The following is a 16,719-nucleotide window of genomic DNA, read 5'->3' on the forward strand; positions in this document are numbered from 1 at the left end:
AGCTTCTGACTTCTGACTCCGTCTGAAAACTCACTCTATCCCTCGATCATTCCATCCCTCTCCTAGAACACGTGGCCGCTGTGCATGACCAGGTTCCAACCGTCAGGCGTGAACCCGACATCTACGCCCACAATCTGGCTCTCGTTTGGTCCGAAGCTGAAACTCGGCCCGAACCCAACCGATGGATGGAAGCCGCCCAAGTTCATCCGGCTGAATGAAGGCTGAAACTGGCCGAAGTCAGCAAAGACCACGCCGCTCACAAGTGACCATATCGGAAACCGGTATTCCAGTTGCCCGATGACCGATGCCCGGTCGCGGAACCGGAAAGGCATGTAGCCGCGTCCCAGCGTGTCCCCGCCGAACTCGGGCAGGTAGTAGAATGGCACGTCCCCGAACGCCTGCTGGCACAGCAGCCTGCCCGCCAGGATGTGCCTGTGCGCGGCTGACACATATCCCCTCGCGTCGAAGATAACCTTCTCGAAACTGTGGCTGTTCGGCAGCAGCTTGGGCGCAACCTGCGCGCCGAGACCGACATAGTGGCCGTACCACGGATTGTCCTGATGGTCCCGAGTATCGTGGGCCAGGGTCAGCGTCAATGCAATCTCGTTTCCCCCGTTGTGTCCGGCCAACGTGTCGGGCAAGACCTGGCCTGCTCCCGGCAATGTGACGGTGTGCTGACCGTCATCACCAATCAGTTTCGTGTCATTTCGTGTCTTCGTGGCTCCGATGTCGGTTCCGGGATAGGGGCGGACCGCCGTCTGGTCGAATACAAGGTAGCTCAGTGCCTTCCACGGTCCGGAAATCCGCATCCTGCTGCTGGCCCACTCTCTGAAGATGAAATTCGAGTACTCAGTCGTCTCGTCCAGTCGCGTGTCGTTGCCGAGGCCGTAGAACAGCCGGTTCTCGTCGTCAAAGTGCATGCCGGCGCGCAGCGCCGTGCGCGGAATGGGGCTGGGCAGGTCGAGCACCGTGTTCGCGAACCACATATTGCGGATGCTGTACATGAAGTCGGCCTCGGCAGTGATGCCGGTTCGGAGGAAATCGTAGTCGGTCGCGGTCCCGCCGGCCATCCACGACAGCAGCGGGTCCCAGTAGGGATAACCCAGGTACGAAAGCGAGTTCTCGCGGAACCGGCTCTCGCAGTCTGCGCACACCCGCCCGTTCTGCACCACAGTCTGGCCGTGCAGCATCACTCGCTCGATTCGGTTCGCGCTCAGCTCTCCCGTGTCAACCGAACCGCGCATGAAGACGAGGTTGGCACGATACCCGGGCGCAACTCGACCCAGCTCATTCTCTCGGCCAAGCTTCCTCGCATTGACGGCCGTCGCGGCAGTAATGACCACCGGGCGCGGAACCCCGACGATCTCGAATATCCGCATCTCAGCAAGAACGTCATCGCCGCAGTGGGTCTCGTGTGATTCCGGGAAGTCGGTGCCGATGCAGAGCGGCACGCCCGCCTTCGACGCATGCCTGATGGCATACTGCATGTGTACGCCCTCTGACGGCGTGCGCCTGAACCCGGCCCAGAAAGCCGGAGTCAAGTAGACGCCGCGCGCGGCCATCGCCACAAACAGACTCTCGGTCACAGTCTCGAATCCCTGCTCGATGCCATCCGCTCCGGCGTTGACCATGTCAAGCGCTTCCGATTGCGAACCCACCCGGGCAAACACCCTGAGCGCGTGCCGGTGCGCTTCGGCAATCGCTGCGCGCGCGACCTCCAGCTTCAACCGCGGAACCCTCCGCACCGAAAATGGGGACTGTACCGCAGCGAACTCGGTGAGCTGCTCCGAGGGACTGTCCCCTTTTTCGCCCTCCCCATCATAGACAATCGCGATGAAGTCCACACCCTCGCTTGCCATTGCCGCGACCTTCTTGCGCACTGCCGCTGTGTCGTTCGTCTGGAACGTTGCCAAGTCAATCAGATCATGCTCGCCCCTGTATGTCGTGCCGGCCGGATGGCCACCGGGTGCGGTTATCTGCGGCCCGGAGAAATAGAGCTCGGGCCCGGTGATTCTCCCCTTGTCCAAGGCTGCCCGCAGCCCTTGGTAAGCGGAGAGTGAACCACCCATGTCAGCTATCGTGGTCACGCCATTCAGCAACAAGTGCCGGCGGCTGCTAGCGAAAGCCGACATCGCCTCGGCCTCCAGCCTGCCCCGACCGTATCTCTCGAGGTTGTCAGTGTATGGTTTCGGTGGCTCCATGAAGTGACAGTGACCATCAATCAACCCGGGCATGACCGTAGCGTCGGTGGCGTCTATCGTCTCAGCGCCGGCCGGAATAACGAACCCGCTTTCCTCGACCGCCGCTATCCGACCGTCCTCGACAACTATCACCCGACTGCCGATGAACCTCTCCCCGTCGAACACGTTCCCGGCACGAATGTACGTAGCCCCATCCCCGGCGGCTCCGAGCAACGCAACTACAGCCAGAATCGAGACTGTCATATCACCCGGACCTCACAATCTGCAATCGACAATCGAAAATCTGAAATCCCGCGTTGCGGCGCCATGCCCGATGATACGAACCGTCAAGTCACCGGAAACCACAGTCAGCGCCCTTGGCAGACGGTACTTAGTGTTGTCTCACCACGACCCTTCGCACTACTTTCGCGGAAGTTGGTTCGCCGTGGACACCACATCATAGTCAACGCCTAAGGCGTGCTTGAAGTGCGCCTCGCCACACCTGACTTTGCGTACCTCCTCCTGCCTGGCATGCGCGGGCCAACCGGGGTCCTTGGTCTCGCGCACGAGATACAGCCGTGGGTCGGCTGTAGGCTCTCCTGTCGAATCACGGGACTCCCAGACTATGGCCCAGTCCGGGTTGTACTCGCCAACCGGCGTCTGGACCTTGAACCACTTTGGCAGCTTCACATAGAGCTTGACCTGGTCCATCCCGTCGAGGTCTTCTGCGAACTTGCGCTCGATGTCCGACTCGAAGACAACCCGGTCATACAGGCTGGACTCGCCAGCCGGAACCGTGTTGTCTTCCCACGCTGCGACCTCCTCGTCATCGTAGAACAGCTTCATGTCGTACCATGTGCCGTCCTTCAGGTACTTGATGCCGGCGACCAGCATGTCAGCCAACCTAGCCATGATGATGCGCACTGCCACTGTGGCGAACTCGTGCGGATTGTCTACCGCCGCCTGCTTCTGTGCCGTGCGCCGGAGGACAGCCAGCAACGTCCCTCGCGTCATTCTGACTGGTGGTGTCATCCCCTCCAGTAACTCCGACATCTTGGCCACGAGGTTGGGCAGCGGATAACGACCGGACAAATCAACAAGCGTCTGTGCTCCACTCGTCACCAGCGATCGGAACTCGTCTCCCTGTCCTACTTTCTCGGCTTTCAGTTCTACCTTGGTTATGGCGATCCGCGGCCTGCGAATTACAACTTGGTCTAGCTCTGCAACGACTTCGGAGATAAGTCGCTCCGTATCAATGCCAACGCTGTACCGGGTCTTGTGCTTGATCTGCTCCCAAAGCTCCTTGAACTCCGGCTTCAGCATGTGCGCCTTGCGCAGCTTGGCCACGGTCCGACGCCGGGCATTCGGCGGCTTGGGCGGAAGGCCATCCTTGCCATACTCCTCTTCGGTCTCGCGCTGCAGGCTCGCCACGTACTTCTCGTAGCTCTCGTTCGCCACGACCGTCAGCACGTTCACGTCCTCATCCCGTACACGCTCTCCGGCCTGATTCACCGCCAGTCGCACGCCCCGTCCGACCTCTTGTCGCTTCTTGATCTCCGACGCGGTCTGGTTGAGCGTGCATATCTGGAACACGTTCGGGTTGTCCCAGCCCTCGCGCAAGGCCGAATGCGAGAAGATGAAACTGACCTGCTTGCGCCGCCTGGCCTCCTCGCTGTCCTCTGGCAACGGGAACGACAGCAGCGACTCCTTGTCCTTCATTATCAGGTCGTAGGCTTCCTCGTCCGCCTTGGACCTGCCCGACGTCGAGTCCTGCAACTCTATGTCGCCGCCCCGATGCCGGCGCTGGGCGAAGTACGCAGCCTGCACGTCCTCCACCTTCGTGTCGCGCCAGTCAGGATGCTCAGCCTTTAGCCGCTCGAACGTCTGGTTGAACAGCCTGCGGATGACGCCATTCTCGCTCTGGTAGTTGTCCACGCGGTCAATGAAGAATAGCGAAAGCACCTTAATACCCTTGTCCCGGAGCCGGCGCTGCTTCCGGAAGTGCTCCTTAATCGTATCCTCGATCTGGGCCGCGAAGATGGCCTCGCGGTCCGCGCCTTGCGACTCGCCCGGCTTCAACTCAATGCCGTTCCCGAACCGGACATACCGGCTCGTTATCTCATCGACTGCGAACCCGGCATAGTCATCCCGGCCCGTCAGTTCCTTCAGGTTGTCGTCCGGCCGGACCGTGAGGACCTTCTCCTTGACCGACTTGTCGGCCATCAGCCTCTGCACGGCAATGCGGGCCGACAGCCGGGTCTTCTCGGTGCGGATGCCCTCAAGTCGCAGGTAGGGCAGATTGGCGTCGTCTATCTGCTCGACGCCCGCCACCTCGATTCGTTTCACCAGGCCCTGCCGGTACGCCTCGAAAGGCGTCAGGCGGTGGACGAGGTTGTATGGATTCCGGTGCGTGGCGCTGTAGCGCAGGGCAAACAGCGGGTCAAGCGCAGCCAGTGACCGCACGCTCAACTCGCTCTCCATGTTCTGCGGCTCATCGAGAATGAGAATCGGTCTTGCCGCCTGAATCATGTGCAGCGGCACTTCTCCGCTCAACTGGTCCCGGCTCTGCCGAATCACGTTCGAGGTCTTGTTGAACGAGTCTATGGTCATCACCATGAACTCGACCGAGTCCGACACCGCGAACTGTCGCACCTGTGCCAAGCTGGCCGAGTCGTAGACGCTGAATCGGTACGGTACGTTCTGATAGAGGTCGCGCAAATGCGTCCGGGTGACCTCAAACGTCTTGAGCACGCCCTCGCGGATGGCCACTGACGGCACGACCACGACGAACTTCCTCATTCCGTATCGGTGGTACAACTCCAACGCTGTTCTGATGTAAACGTACGTCTTGCCCGTGCCGGTCTCCATCTCGACCGAGAAGTTCCCGAACCGAGCCTGCTTCGGCCCGGACACGGCCTCAATCGACTCCTCTATCAACTCCAGCCGCTCGTCCGGCTTCAGCCCGTTCACGACCTGCACCTTCTGCAGGTTGGCGAGCACCGCAGCCTCGTCCAACTCCAGCCGGTTCGGTACGGCAGGGAAAGTCGCACCCAACTCGAACGACAGGTCCTTCTCCACGCGCATCTGGCCCTCGAACAGATCAACCACCGCGGCTATGGCCTGAAGTTGGTATTCCTGATTGGCGTCGAAGCGGAAGAGCACTATCGCCCCTCAGCGCCTGCCGCTTGAACGAAACGCCTTCGCGTTCGTGCCAGAATTGGTGTTTGTCAGGCTGATAGAGGCGACCTAGTCTTCGGGCTTGTTTTCCCACGCGCTGCGAACGCGCTTGAAGTGCTCGATTCGTTCCTTCACCTTGCCAATCTCACGAGGATAGAACTCCAGCAAAGCGTCACAGAGTTGGAGCATCCACTTCCTCCGCGAGTAACCCTCGTTGACCTTGATCACGTTGGCGTTGGCGATTTGGACCTGACCCCAGCCTAACGCGCCGAGGGTCAGGCAGTCCCAGGACAGAAACTCGATGGGGACGAAGTGCACTTCCTCCGCACGGAAACGCACGTCGGTCACGGCGTACTTAACCAGCAACAAGACGAAGTAGTTGTGGTCGTCCTCGTAGAACCGAGCCAAACGCTCGACCGACGTAAGGTTGGGCATGTTGAACTGCGTCCCGAGCCGATGGGTCTTAACGTCAACGACATGGTAGAAGCCGTCGCAGTCCTTGAATGCCAGGTCGGCCATGGCTCGACGGGCGAACTGAGCCGAGTACTCCGCGCAGTGCTTGCCCAGCAGCGTCTGGAACTGCTCAGACAAGATGTTCTGGATGGCGTCACCTACCGCCCGCGTGCTTTCTGCGGTCCGTGGCGACAGGAAATCGGGCTGCGAGTTAAGCAACTTGACGACGGCTCTCTCGATCCGACGGTGCTCCTGCGGGGCGAACACCTTACTTCTTTCCATCATGGGGCTCCTTCGCTCTGGCATCGAACATAAGAGGCATGTCGGCTGGCTGCCTGTACAGCGTAGTTCTACGCGCGGCCGGAGCCGAGTTCCGTTCCCAGAACACGCCTCCCGCATAACCCTGGATGGTGTGGTCACGTTCGGCGAGTGCCAGCCGCTTCTCAGCCAGGCAGCAGTAGTCGGCGTCCTGTTCAATGCCGACATAGCGCCGGCCGAGCTTCTTCGCCACCACCGACGTGGTACCGGAACCGAGGAATGGATCGAGGACGACTCCATCGGGAGGACTGCTGGCAAGTACTATCTTCGCCAGGAGCTTCTCCGGCTTCTGTGTGGGATGGTCCGTGTTCTCGGGCATGGACCAGAACGGGACTGTCATGTCCGTCCAGATATTCGACGGATGCGTATCGCGCGTACCACCGGTCGGGTCTGCAGTCCAGTCTCTGGGACGTCCTTCCGAATCCCTGTACGGTGCAATCACGCGACGCCGCAGCTTGACTGCGTCCACATTGAAGTAGTAATCGTCCGAGACTGTCCCGAACCAGATGTCCTCAACGCAGTTCTTCCAGTTCGTTCGAGCCCCCCTGCCCTTCTCACGTTCCCAGGTTATGCGGCTGTGTACCTTGAGATGCGTCTCCAAGACGGACTGAACGATGCCGGATGAGCGCCAATCGGCGCAGACATAGACCGAGGCACTGCTCTTCAGCGTCCTCAGCAGCGGCACGAACCAGGACTCAAACCATGCCCGATACTCGTTGGCCGCCTGTCTTGAGAACGTGTTCCCGTTGTACGACTTGGTCAGGTTGTACGGCGGGTCGAGGAACAGAAGGTCTACGAAATGAGCCGGCAGCCAGGCTAAGACGTCAGTCAGGTCCTGATTGATTGTCCGGTTCTGAATCCCGTCGAACTCCACCGGGCCACTCAGCCTGACAAGCCTTGGAAGGAGTCCAAGCCGCTCCTGTTCGGTCAGGGTCAGAGTACGATTCCGCGGTGCGCGATGGTCACTCGTCGGCAGCTTCATGTCGTCCTCAACGTGCACCGCAGAACCAGGCCAGCCGCAGCAGACATCGCCTGTAGCTGGTATTCATGATTCGCGTCGAAGCGGAAGAGCATCTGAGCGCCGACCAACTCTGTGTACAGCTTCACCGCCAGCTTCGCCGCCCGGCTACAGGCCCTTCAATGCTTCATCCGTCTCTGCGACACTGAACGCCTCGGGGTCGAACTCGCGGCCAATCCACTCCAGCATATCCTTGTGCTCCTTGTGCTTCGGGTCGCGGATTGCCTCAAGGAAGTACTCGTACCCGCCGGTCCCGCCGACGTCCTCGGGCGGACATGCCCGCTTCCCGTCAAGGCAGACCGCACGGCGAGGCCGTGATGACTCGGCCTCGGTCACTGCCTCAACGAGAATCTCGTGCTCCCAACCATCGCCCATGTCGTACTCATACCGGAATCGGCTCCGCGGCGTGAGTCTGAGGCCCACCAGTGTCGCCTTCCGCTCGTCTCGCATCGGCTCCATCCACTCCGGGTCAGGCATCGAGTAGGTATTCCCACGGACGGTGAAAGTGTGCAGATGACCGTCATACCAACCCATCGCCTCTTGGACAATCCTATGCAGACGCCCGAGCGTTGTGTCGCCCCGGACCAGCAGCCGCCGCCATATCGGTGGCTTCGAGTCCAGCAGCGTGACCTTCAGTCGGTACAACAGCGGTCTTGCAGAAGAATCGGTCTTCTTCGATAGTTGTCTTGTTGTCTTCATATCGTCCTCAACCTGCACTGCAGGGCCAGGTTGGCTGCAGTTTCGTCGTCCAGGGCCACGTCGCGGCAGACGAAGAGCATGTCGCGGGTCAGGTTCAGGAACTTCACGTCCTCCAACCTGACCTTGTCGTCGAGGCAGATGTAGAAGAACTGTTCCTTGTCCTCGTCCGTCACCTTGAAGACGTCCGGCTCCTTGTCCTTCTTGCCGGCGTTCCGATTGTCCTTCCGCGCCTCAACCGATCTGTGTTCATCCGTGTTCATCTGTGGTTTTGCTGCCTCGACCCGGCAGTTCAGGCCGAACCCGGCTTCCTTCAGCGCGACTTCCGCTATCACGTTCTCCGGTCTCCATCTCTCAACCAGCGGGTCAAGGAACATCTCCATCGTCTTGGCGTACTTCTCCGGGTCTTTCTCATCCGTGCCCTTCCACGGCTTCATGTTGCTCTCGGCCAACTTGTAGACCCGGAACCCCAAGTCCTGCGGCCCATCGCTAGCGAGCTTCACGGCCTGCTCATTCTTCATCTTCGCAATTACCCTCCGAATCCGCTCCTTGCCGATGTCGGCGATGGTCTTGAGCCGCTTCTCCGGCGTTGGCAACGGCTCGGGTAACTGCGCGCATACGTAGCGACGGTTCCCTCCGTCCTCGGCATTCTGCTTCATCACCGCGTGCGCAAGTGGTCCGCTGCCTGAGAAGAAGTCTACGACAATGTCGAACTCAGTCGGGCTTGTCGTCAGCTTCAGCATCCGCTGCAACAGCCGCGTCGGCTTCACCGTGTCAAGCACATTGTCCGTATCCTCGAACTTCACGAACTCCAGAAGCTCCTTCTTTGCCTCTTGCGTGTGCCCGACCTCGTCGTAGGTCCAGAGGGTTTGTGGCACGATACCGGCCTGTACCTCAGTCAAGAAGCGCTTCAGCGCAGGCATGTTAGTTCCGCCTGAACCCCACCAGATGCGCTTGTCTCTGTCGAGTTCCAGGAACTTCTCGTAGGTCTGCCGCCAGTAGGTCCCCATGCCCGACGTGAACTTCTTGCCGGTGGGGCCTTTCACCTCGTACTTGCCCTTGCTGTAGTAGTTACGGGCGGTGAGGTCGCTGGGTTTCCACAAACCCCTCGGGTCGTTGTCTGGGTTGATGTACCTGGCGTCCGCCGCCGCTGTTCGAGGCAGAAGGCCAGGACGCCAGTACGCTCCGTCCCGGGCGTAGACAACAACGTAGTCGTGATCCTCAGAGAAATGACGCGCGGTATTCTTGGGTGCGTAGACCTTCTGCCATATGACCGTGGCGATGAAGTTCTCTTCTCCGAAGACCTCGTTCATGGCCGCGCGGAGGTTGTAGACTTCGTTGTCGTCTATGCTGACGAAGATGACGCCGTCGTCGCGGAGGAGTTGACGGGCCACGAACAGGCGCGGGTACATCATCGAGAGCCACGACGAGTGATAGCGGCCGCTGGTTTCCGGGTTGCTGGTGAGGACGTTGCCTTCCGAGTCCTTCTGGCCGGTCAGACGCAGGTAGGTGTCGAGCGGGTCGGCGAAGTTGTCCGGGTAGATGAAGTCCTTGCCGGTGTTGTACGGCGGGTCGATGTATATCATCTTCACCCGGCCGTAGTAGGCCTTGTAGAGTAGCTTCAGGACTTCGAGGTTCTCACCCTCGATGAAGACGTTGTTGGTCGTGTCCCAGTCGATGGATTCGTCAGGGCTAGGCACAAGCGTGGCGCGGCTGGGGACCTGAAGTAGCTTGATGGAGTCGCGCTTCCCGGCCCACGTGAACGAGTAACGTTCCGGCCCGGCGTCAACCTCATCGCCCAGCGTCTGCCTGAGCTTGTCGAAGTCAACATTGCCCTCGCTGACCGCCTCCGGAAACAGCTCCTTCAGCTTCTCAACCTGCTCCGGGACAATTGCAGAAGACTCACGCGCAACCTTCTCGCGCGTCGGCCTGCTCTGCTTTCCATTCGCGCCATTCAGCTTGCCCATGGGTGCGAGAATGTTAGGCGCGTGCCGCGCATAGTCAAGTGAGCGCAGCCACTGCGGGGCCGGTCCACCGGCGCATCATTGTGCAATGCAGGTCGTCGAATGAAGATCGTGCGTGGCTGCGGACGGGCGCACCGGCGAGTCTAGATTGAAGATTGTCGATTGCAGATTGGGCAGGGCTGAGGGCGGACACAATGGTCATCTTAGATTTTAGATTGTCGATTGCGGATTGGACGCGGCTGATAGCGGGCACGATGGCCATTTTGGATTTTGGATTGTCGATTGGAGATTTGCCACGGCTGCGGACCGGCGATGAGTCGGATTTGTATCATTCGTCGGGAGCGGGTCTTCAGGTCTATCTGCTTGTGGCTTGGTGCTTTCGGCTTGTCGCTGGCCAACATGCACCCCCGCCTAGGGGATAGCCCCCCACGTCGTTGAGGAGATTGCGGACAGGGTTGCTCCGCACATCGTTCGGAGGGCTATCTCCACCGCAATTCCCCAATGAACCCTGTCCGCAATTTGCCGGGTTGCTTCGCCGGTTGCTGTCCGAGTTGCTTTCCGGGTTAGTCCGTCCGTTGCTCTCCGGGTTGGTCGGAAGGTTGCGGTCCGAGTAGCTCCGCGGGTTGCTGTCCTCGTTGCTCCCGAGGTAGCCCCGGCCGTTGCTTTCCGGATTACCTGCGGAGTTGCCCGCCCGGTAGCTTTCCGGGAAACCGCACATTGGGTCTTCGCGTCCGCGACGTAAACGCAAGGGGCGGCTTGCGCCGCCCCGCAAAGAGAGTCGAATCGTGCTTATGGAATGTGGATATCGCCGCTCGGGTCGTTGATGAAAGTGTTGGTGGATCTGAGCAGGGACGTGTCCGGATACGACAGACCGTCGAGGTAGATACCGAAGCCCGCGCTGTTCTCGATGGAGTCATGCTGGACTACCGGCAGGATCGTGTTTTCAATGTGGACGTCGCCATCGAAGGAGGATTCACTGCCGCCGTACTTGATGGTGCAATACGCCAGGCTGCACCGGTTCGTGGACCCGTCGTAGAACCCGACGTCCTTCCAACTGCCCGGAGATGGCGATGCCAAGATGCTGGTGAACTTGATCGGCGCGGTTGGGGTCCCGACGGCGTTGATGGCGCCCGCATCGGTGTAGCCGCAGTAAAGCTCGACATCGTTCGCCATCATGACCGTCGTGCCTGGTTTGAGGGTCAGGGTCGGCCCCGTCGGACCGGCGACCTCGATGTCGCCCGACAGCTCGTAGCCATCCATCGTCCGGACCAGGGGCCAAGTCTCGCTGGTTGTGATGGCGTTTGAACCGTTTCCCTCTTCCACCCAGACGCCATTGTGCCCATTGTTGAATTGTACTACGTCGGTCGTATCCAGATGCCGGATGTCGTTGGGCCAGATGTCAATCGGATACGATAGGTTGTATCCGATGTACGTATTGGTAAGTGTTTTGAAGCAGGAGCCGTTCGTGCCGCAGGCTATTCCGTAGTCGGCGCTGTAGCGAATGTCGCAGTGGTCCATCGTAGCGTTGGTGTTGCCTTCTATGTAGATTTCGCCATGGCCCGAACCGGCTTCGCCGCCGTAGGTGAAATTGCAGTATACGAACCGAGTCGCATTGGTAGTGCCGGAGTACAGCCCGATGTCCCTCCAGTCGCCGAACTGAGACGAGGGCACCGCGCTGGTGAAGATAATCGGCGATGTTACCGTGCCCACGGCGGCGATGGCGCCGGGGTTCGTGTTTCCGCAATAGAGCTCGACCCCGCTGGCCAGCTTGATGGTATCGCCGGCTTCGATGGTCAGCACCGGACCCGTCGGGGCAGCGACCTCAACGTCACCCGACAGAATGTAGGGTACGCCTAAGTTCCTCCAGGTCCCGTTGCTCACGATGGCGTTTGTGCGGATCCCGCCCTCGACATAGATGGCGTTACTCGTGTTGCCAGTCAGAACGTTGCCGGCGCCGATGTCTTTGACGTCATTGGGCCAGACGTCAATCGGATACAGGGCGCAGGCTGTGATCGTGTCACTGGTCCACGACGTGAAGCTGGAACCGCTCGTAGCGCAGACGATTCCATCGTCCCCGCTCTTCCAGATCTTGCAGCCGTCGACCCGGGCTGCCCGGCAACCCGACACGTACAGCTCGCCGCGGCCGGAACCGGGAGGGCCGCCGTATTCAATCGTGCAGTAGAGGAATCGCGTGGCCGGCATGGTGTTGTCGTAGAAGCTGATCCGGCTCCAGTCGCCGGGCGCAGGCGACGTGGCGTTGGACGTGAACAGGATGGTCGAGTCCGTCTTGCCGACCGCGACAATCGCGCCCGCGCTGGCGTCGCCGCAATAGAGCTGGGTGCCGGATGTGAATTTGACGGTGCAGCCGGGTTGGATGGTCAGGGTGGCGTTGTTGTCCACGTAGACGTCGTCGTCGATGAAGTGCGGGTTGCCGGCGCGGTACCAGGTCTCACTGGCGCTGATCTCGCCGGCGTGGTGGGTCCCCGCGCCACCGCCCCCGGTCAGAGTAACGTAGATAGAATCCTGCTTTGTGTTGTTGGCGGCGTCATAGGCCTTCGCCGTAATCGCATGGCCCCCGGACGCGGCGCTCCCAGCATCCCAGCTCGTCGTGAAAGTGTCGTTCGCACCCGATGTCACCGTGGCGATAGTCGTGGTGTCCACCTTGAATACGACCTTGGTGATGCCGACGTTGTCGGTCGCGTGCGCCTTGACGGCTATCGCTCCCTTCGACAGCGTTTCGCCGTTGGCGGGATAGGTGATAGTGACAGTCGGTAGAACCGTATCGGACGACTGGATGGTGACATAGACCGAATCCCGACTGTGGTTGTTCGCGGCGTCATAGGCGGTGGCGACCAGGCCATGCCCACCGGCTGCGGCCGAGGTCGCGTCCCAGAGGTAGCTGAACGTGTCGTCACTGCCGCTGGTTCGCGTGTCCAGGAGCGAACCATCGACGCTGAACTCGACCCTCGTGACCCCGACATTGTCGGTTGCGTAGGCCTTGATTCGAATCGTGTCCTTGGCGAGCGGCGCCCCGTGGGCCGGATACGTAATGCTCACCGTCGGCGGCGCCGTATCCGGCAGCTTGCAGGCAACAACTATCAGCAGCACGGCGACTGCGGCCAGCGCCAGGGCTTGTACTCTTTTCATCCTGTTTCTTCTCCTGTGCTTCTTGTCGACGGACGGCGACCTTTGAGCCCGGCTTCGTGGGGCGAACAACGGCGCCGCGTAGAATTCCTATATGAGGACCCGCTGATCCGGCTGACTGCTGAACAGGACAGCCAGACGAGGTTATTCTGATGGAAGCCACGAGAGATGTCCAGCTTTATGTTCAGCCGAGTGAGATGCGCCGTAGACACCGGCGGGTCCGTCCACGCCGAGGCGAAGCGAGGGGCGGCATCGCCGCCTGCGGGGCAGGTGAAGTCAGAAGTGTCCGAAGCCGAATGGACGAGGTGGAAGGAGAAGGGGCGGCCGAAGCCGCCCCTTGTGAGTGGAGAATGCTGTCTCTACTTCAGCACGAAGATGTTGTGCTTCTCGCAGACGTCGTGGAGCTGCTTCGGCCACACCGTGACCGTCACTTCTCCGATGTGCGCCTTGCGCAGCAGCAGCTGCTGCACGCGCCCCTGGCCGATGCCGCCGCCGACGGACAGCGGAATCTGGTCCTTCATTATCATGCTGTGGTAGGGCAGAGTGAGCCGGTCGAGCTGGCCCGACAGCTTGAGCTGTTCCTTCAGGGTCTCCTTGGTCACACGGATGCCCATCGAGGAAAGCTCGTGCCGGCGCTGGGTCAGGTGGTTCCAGACCAGGATGTCGCCGTTCAGACCGTGCGTGTCCTTGCCGGTCCACTGCGAGGTGGGCGTGACCCAGTCGTCGTAGTCCGCGGCGCGCATTTCGTGCGGGTAGCCGTCCTTGAGGACCCAGCCGATGCCGATGATGAACACGGCCGGCGAGTAGTCCTTCAGGATGCGGGTCTCGCGCTGTTTGCGCGGCAGGTCCGGGTAACGCTCGAGGATTTCCTCGGCGTGGATGAAGGGCAGGTCTTTGGGCAGGTTCGGGAACCGCGGGTCCTTGAGCTGCGGGTACATCTGCTGCACAAAGTCCTCGGCCCCGGTGATGACCTTCCAGATCTTCCGGACGATCATCTTGAGGAATTCGAGGTTCCGGTCTTCGGCGGTGATGACGCGCTCCCAGTCCCACTGGTCGACGTAGGAACTGTGGTCGTGGTCGAGGAAGTAGTCCTTGCGGACCGCGCGCATGTCGGTGTTGATACCTTCGCCGACGTTGCAGCCGTACTGCTTCAGGGCGAACCTCTTCCACTTCGTCGCCGCCTGCACGACCTGTGCGTTCATCCTCGGGCTGATGCCGAGCCCGCAGGGGAAGTCGACCGGCGTGCGCGAGCCGTCGCGGTCGAGGTTGTCGTTCATGCCGCTTTCTTTCTCGACGATGAGCGGCACCTGCACGAGCTGCAGGTTCAGGGCCTCGGCGAGGCCGTCCTCGATGTAGCGCTTCACGGCGTAGAGCGCGCGCTGGGTTTCTTTGTTGTCGAGAATCGGCCGGTAGTTAACCGGCAGCACCTTGTCAACAGCCTCGTAGGTGCTGATTCCCGGGCCCGCGAGGTCGGCGGCCTTGCCGACTTTGCCCGGCGTGGGCATGAAGTTGGAGCCCTTCTTGGGCGCCTTCTTGACCAGTTTCTTCACCGGTCTTTTCACCGGCTTCTTTGCGGCCTTCTTGGCCGGCTTCTTTGTTGCCATACTGCTATCTCCTTGATAAATCTCTACTTGTGACCTGCAGTCGCCCGGATGACGTGTTGGCAGGCTTCAAGCCGAACGGGTTTCTGCTGTTGGGGTTGGCGGCTCCCAGCGGAGTCAATAATACCAAAGGGCGCGACCGTGTCAAGGCGTGCCGGGAGGCAGATGGACCAGGAACCGCCGCGCCGCCGGTAGCGTCTAAAGTGGTGGTAGGGTTGAACGAACGGCGTAAGAGAAAGAGCAAGGTTGCATATGTCGAAAGGCAAGTTAAGTTGGCAAAGGAGGCGTCGTGTTAGAACTCAACATACAAACGGCGGGCAAGATGAATCGTCTTGAACGAGCGGCTGGGAGATTCGCGGCGATTGGGGCCGTCGTCTTGCTGGTCGCGGTAGCGATGAGTGGGTGCCAGTCGAAGACAAACGCGGTGGTTGCCTACTTCGACGGAGCCACGATGAAGTGCGCGAACGACAGCCAGTGCGTCTACATAACCGGCGCTTTCAACGACGCTCAGACTATGTCCGCCGACCAGCTTAAGCAGCAGCGCTACCCGGATTATGCAGGGAAACCGGGCCAGTGGGACCTGGTGACCATCATCAACAACTACGTCGTGCCGACCGGCGCCGGCAAGACCCTGGGAAACAACTTCTACCGGGACGTGACCACTCCTGCCGGGCGCCGTGCGCTGCTGGATTTCCTGAAGCGTAACGCACCGCCATCTTCGCCGACCGCCAAGCCCTAGTCTGCTGAAGCTCCGGCCCAGCGGCAGGCGGGCTGCCGCGAGAGCCGGAGGGGTCGAACCGGCGGCAGGTTGGAGCCCGGGCGTTGTTGAGGGCCTTCACGTTGTCGGCGCGGCTGTTGACAACAGGGTCTACCGTATCTATCCTCCCGAGTGGGAATAGCCCTGCTTCTGGCGCTCGTGGCCGGCGGCCGCATTGCCATCACCGAGGTCATGGCCGACCCCAGGGGCATCACCGGTTCTCACTACCCCGAAGACCGAAATGAGTTCGTCGAGCTCTACAACGCGGGCGACACCGCGATTGACCTGCTCGACTGGACAATAGATGACGGCGACGCCGTAGACAAGATCCGCGCCTGGACCGACTCCTCAATCCTGAACCCCGGGTCGCTGCGTCTGGGCACGACATTGCTGGACCCGCATTGCTACGCCGTGATTCTCGACCCGGAATACACCGACACGATGCCGCTTGGTGGCTATGTCCAGCCGTACCATTTCGGAGCGAATGCCCTGATTCTCACGGTGGGTAATACCACGATTGGAGACGAACTCCAGAGTAACGACCCGGTAACGCTTGCGGCATCGGCCGCGTACGGATTCGCTGACACGAGCACCTTCGGCACGCCGTGGGACCCGAACGACTCTTTCCCGCACGACGCCGGCGATGGAATCTCGTGGGAGAGGATCGATTTGGCCGGCCCGGATACGGTCAGCAACTGGGTTCCTTGCCGCGACACGGCCGGCTGCACTCCCGGAGCCGCTAATAGCACCACGACATTCCTCGATCTGGCCGTCACGGGCATCACGCTCGCGGACACGTCGACACGAAAGCCGGGCGACACCCTCGTCGCCGACATCAAGGTGACAAATGCCGGCTTCAAGCAAGCCGACACGTGGAGTATCTCGGTGTTCCTCGACCGCAATGGCGACGCAAGACCCGATGTCGGCCAATTTGAGACAAGAGTGGCCGGTCACCCTTTGTCGCGAGGGCGTGACACTTCGCTGCAGGTCCGCCTGGTCTGTCCTTCTTTGACGTCCGACCTCTGCGCTCGACTGCCGAACACTGACGGCGACTCGACCAACAACTTCGCGAGGCTGACCATCATGCCCGGCGGAGCCCAGCGGCTGTTCGACCTCAACCGGTCGAGTTTCAGCCCGAACGGCGACGGCTTCGAAGACACCCTCGCCGTTATCTACCGCGTACCCGCTGCGAACGGAACGCTCAAGGTGACGGTCTTCGACCTCGGCGGCAGGCAGGTCACAACGCTCTTCAGCGGCCGTCCGCCCAACCAGAACGGCGTGGTCTACTGGAACGGGCTCAGCTCATCCGGTGCGCGGGCACCAATCGGCATCTATGCGGTCTGGGTCGAGTACAGCAGCAGCGGGACGAGCCGTACCGAGAAGCTGCCGGTTGTGTTGTTGCGGAAGTAAG

Annotated in this window: 11 protein-coding genes; 2 read left to right on the top strand and 9 right to left on the bottom strand. The window is 60.7% G+C overall.

The features are described 5' to 3' along the window. Positions 1-62 precede the first annotated feature (62 nt). From VMH22_11060 to asnA, 9 genes are all read right to left on the bottom strand, one after another. Entirely contained in the window at positions 63-2,444 is a 2,382-nt protein-coding gene (locus VMH22_11060) for an amidohydrolase family protein (protein ID HTW92236.1), read from the bottom strand. Positions 2,445-2,600: 156 nt separating this feature from the next. Beyond that, positions 2,601-5,342, bottom strand: coding sequence for a DEAD/DEAH box helicase family protein (locus tag VMH22_11065; protein ID HTW92237.1), 2,742 nt, complete (start codon positions 5,340-5,342; stop codon positions 2,601-2,603). A gap of 84 nt (positions 5,343-5,426) precedes the next feature. Next, a complete protein-coding gene (locus VMH22_11070; protein ID HTW92238.1) occupies positions 5,427-6,092 on the bottom strand; it encodes a hypothetical protein in 666 nt (221 codons plus the stop codon). Next, a complete protein-coding gene (locus VMH22_11075; protein ID HTW92239.1) occupies positions 6,079-7,110 on the bottom strand; it encodes a site-specific DNA-methyltransferase in 1,032 nt (343 codons plus the stop codon). The genes VMH22_11070 and VMH22_11075 overlap by 14 nt, the downstream gene beginning before the upstream one ends. Next, positions 7,107-7,235 carry a hypothetical protein gene (locus VMH22_11080; protein HTW92240.1) on the bottom strand — a complete coding sequence of 43 codons (129 nt, stop codon included), beginning with the start codon at positions 7,233-7,235 and terminating at the stop codon, positions 7,107-7,109. The genes VMH22_11075 and VMH22_11080 overlap by 4 nt, the downstream gene beginning before the upstream one ends. A 19-nt stretch (positions 7,236-7,254) precedes the next feature. Continuing rightward, the gene (locus tag VMH22_11085; protein ID HTW92241.1) at positions 7,255-7,845 is read right to left on the bottom strand and encodes a plasmid pRiA4b ORF-3 family protein; all 591 of its coding nucleotides are present in this window, start codon (positions 7,843-7,845) and stop codon (positions 7,255-7,257) included. Beyond that, on the bottom strand, positions 7,842-9,809 hold the full coding sequence (locus tag VMH22_11090; protein HTW92242.1) for a site-specific DNA-methyltransferase: 1,968 nt from the start codon (positions 9,807-9,809) through the stop codon (positions 7,842-7,844). Before VMH22_11090 ends, VMH22_11085 begins: the two co-directional genes overlap by 4 nt. A 786-nt stretch (positions 9,810-10,595) precedes the next feature. After that, entirely contained in the window at positions 10,596-12,953 is a 2,358-nt protein-coding gene (locus VMH22_11095) for an Ig-like domain-containing protein (protein HTW92243.1), read from the bottom strand. 356 nt (positions 12,954-13,309) lie between these two features. After that, complete coding sequence (asnA, locus tag VMH22_11100; GenBank protein ID HTW92244.1) at positions 13,310-14,554, bottom strand: aspartate--ammonia ligase; 1,245 nt, start codon at positions 14,552-14,554, stop codon at positions 13,310-13,312. A 286-nt stretch (positions 14,555-14,840) separates the two neighbouring features. On the opposite strand from asnA, the gene VMH22_11105 reads away from it, so the two are divergent. Then, entirely contained in the window at positions 14,841-15,290 is a 450-nt protein-coding gene (locus VMH22_11105) for a hypothetical protein (protein HTW92245.1), read from the top strand. 150 nt (positions 15,291-15,440) lie between these two features. Next, positions 15,441-16,718: a lamin tail domain-containing protein gene (locus tag VMH22_11110; GenBank protein ID HTW92246.1), complete on the top strand. Its 1,278-nt coding sequence runs from the start codon at positions 15,441-15,443 to the stop codon at positions 16,716-16,718. Position 16,719: the final 1 nt, after the last annotated feature.

Source organism: bacterium, from assembly GCA_035505375.1.
Classification (GTDB): domain Bacteria; phylum Hydrothermota; class Tepidihabitantia; order Tepidihabitantales; family Tepidihabitantaceae; genus UBA2258.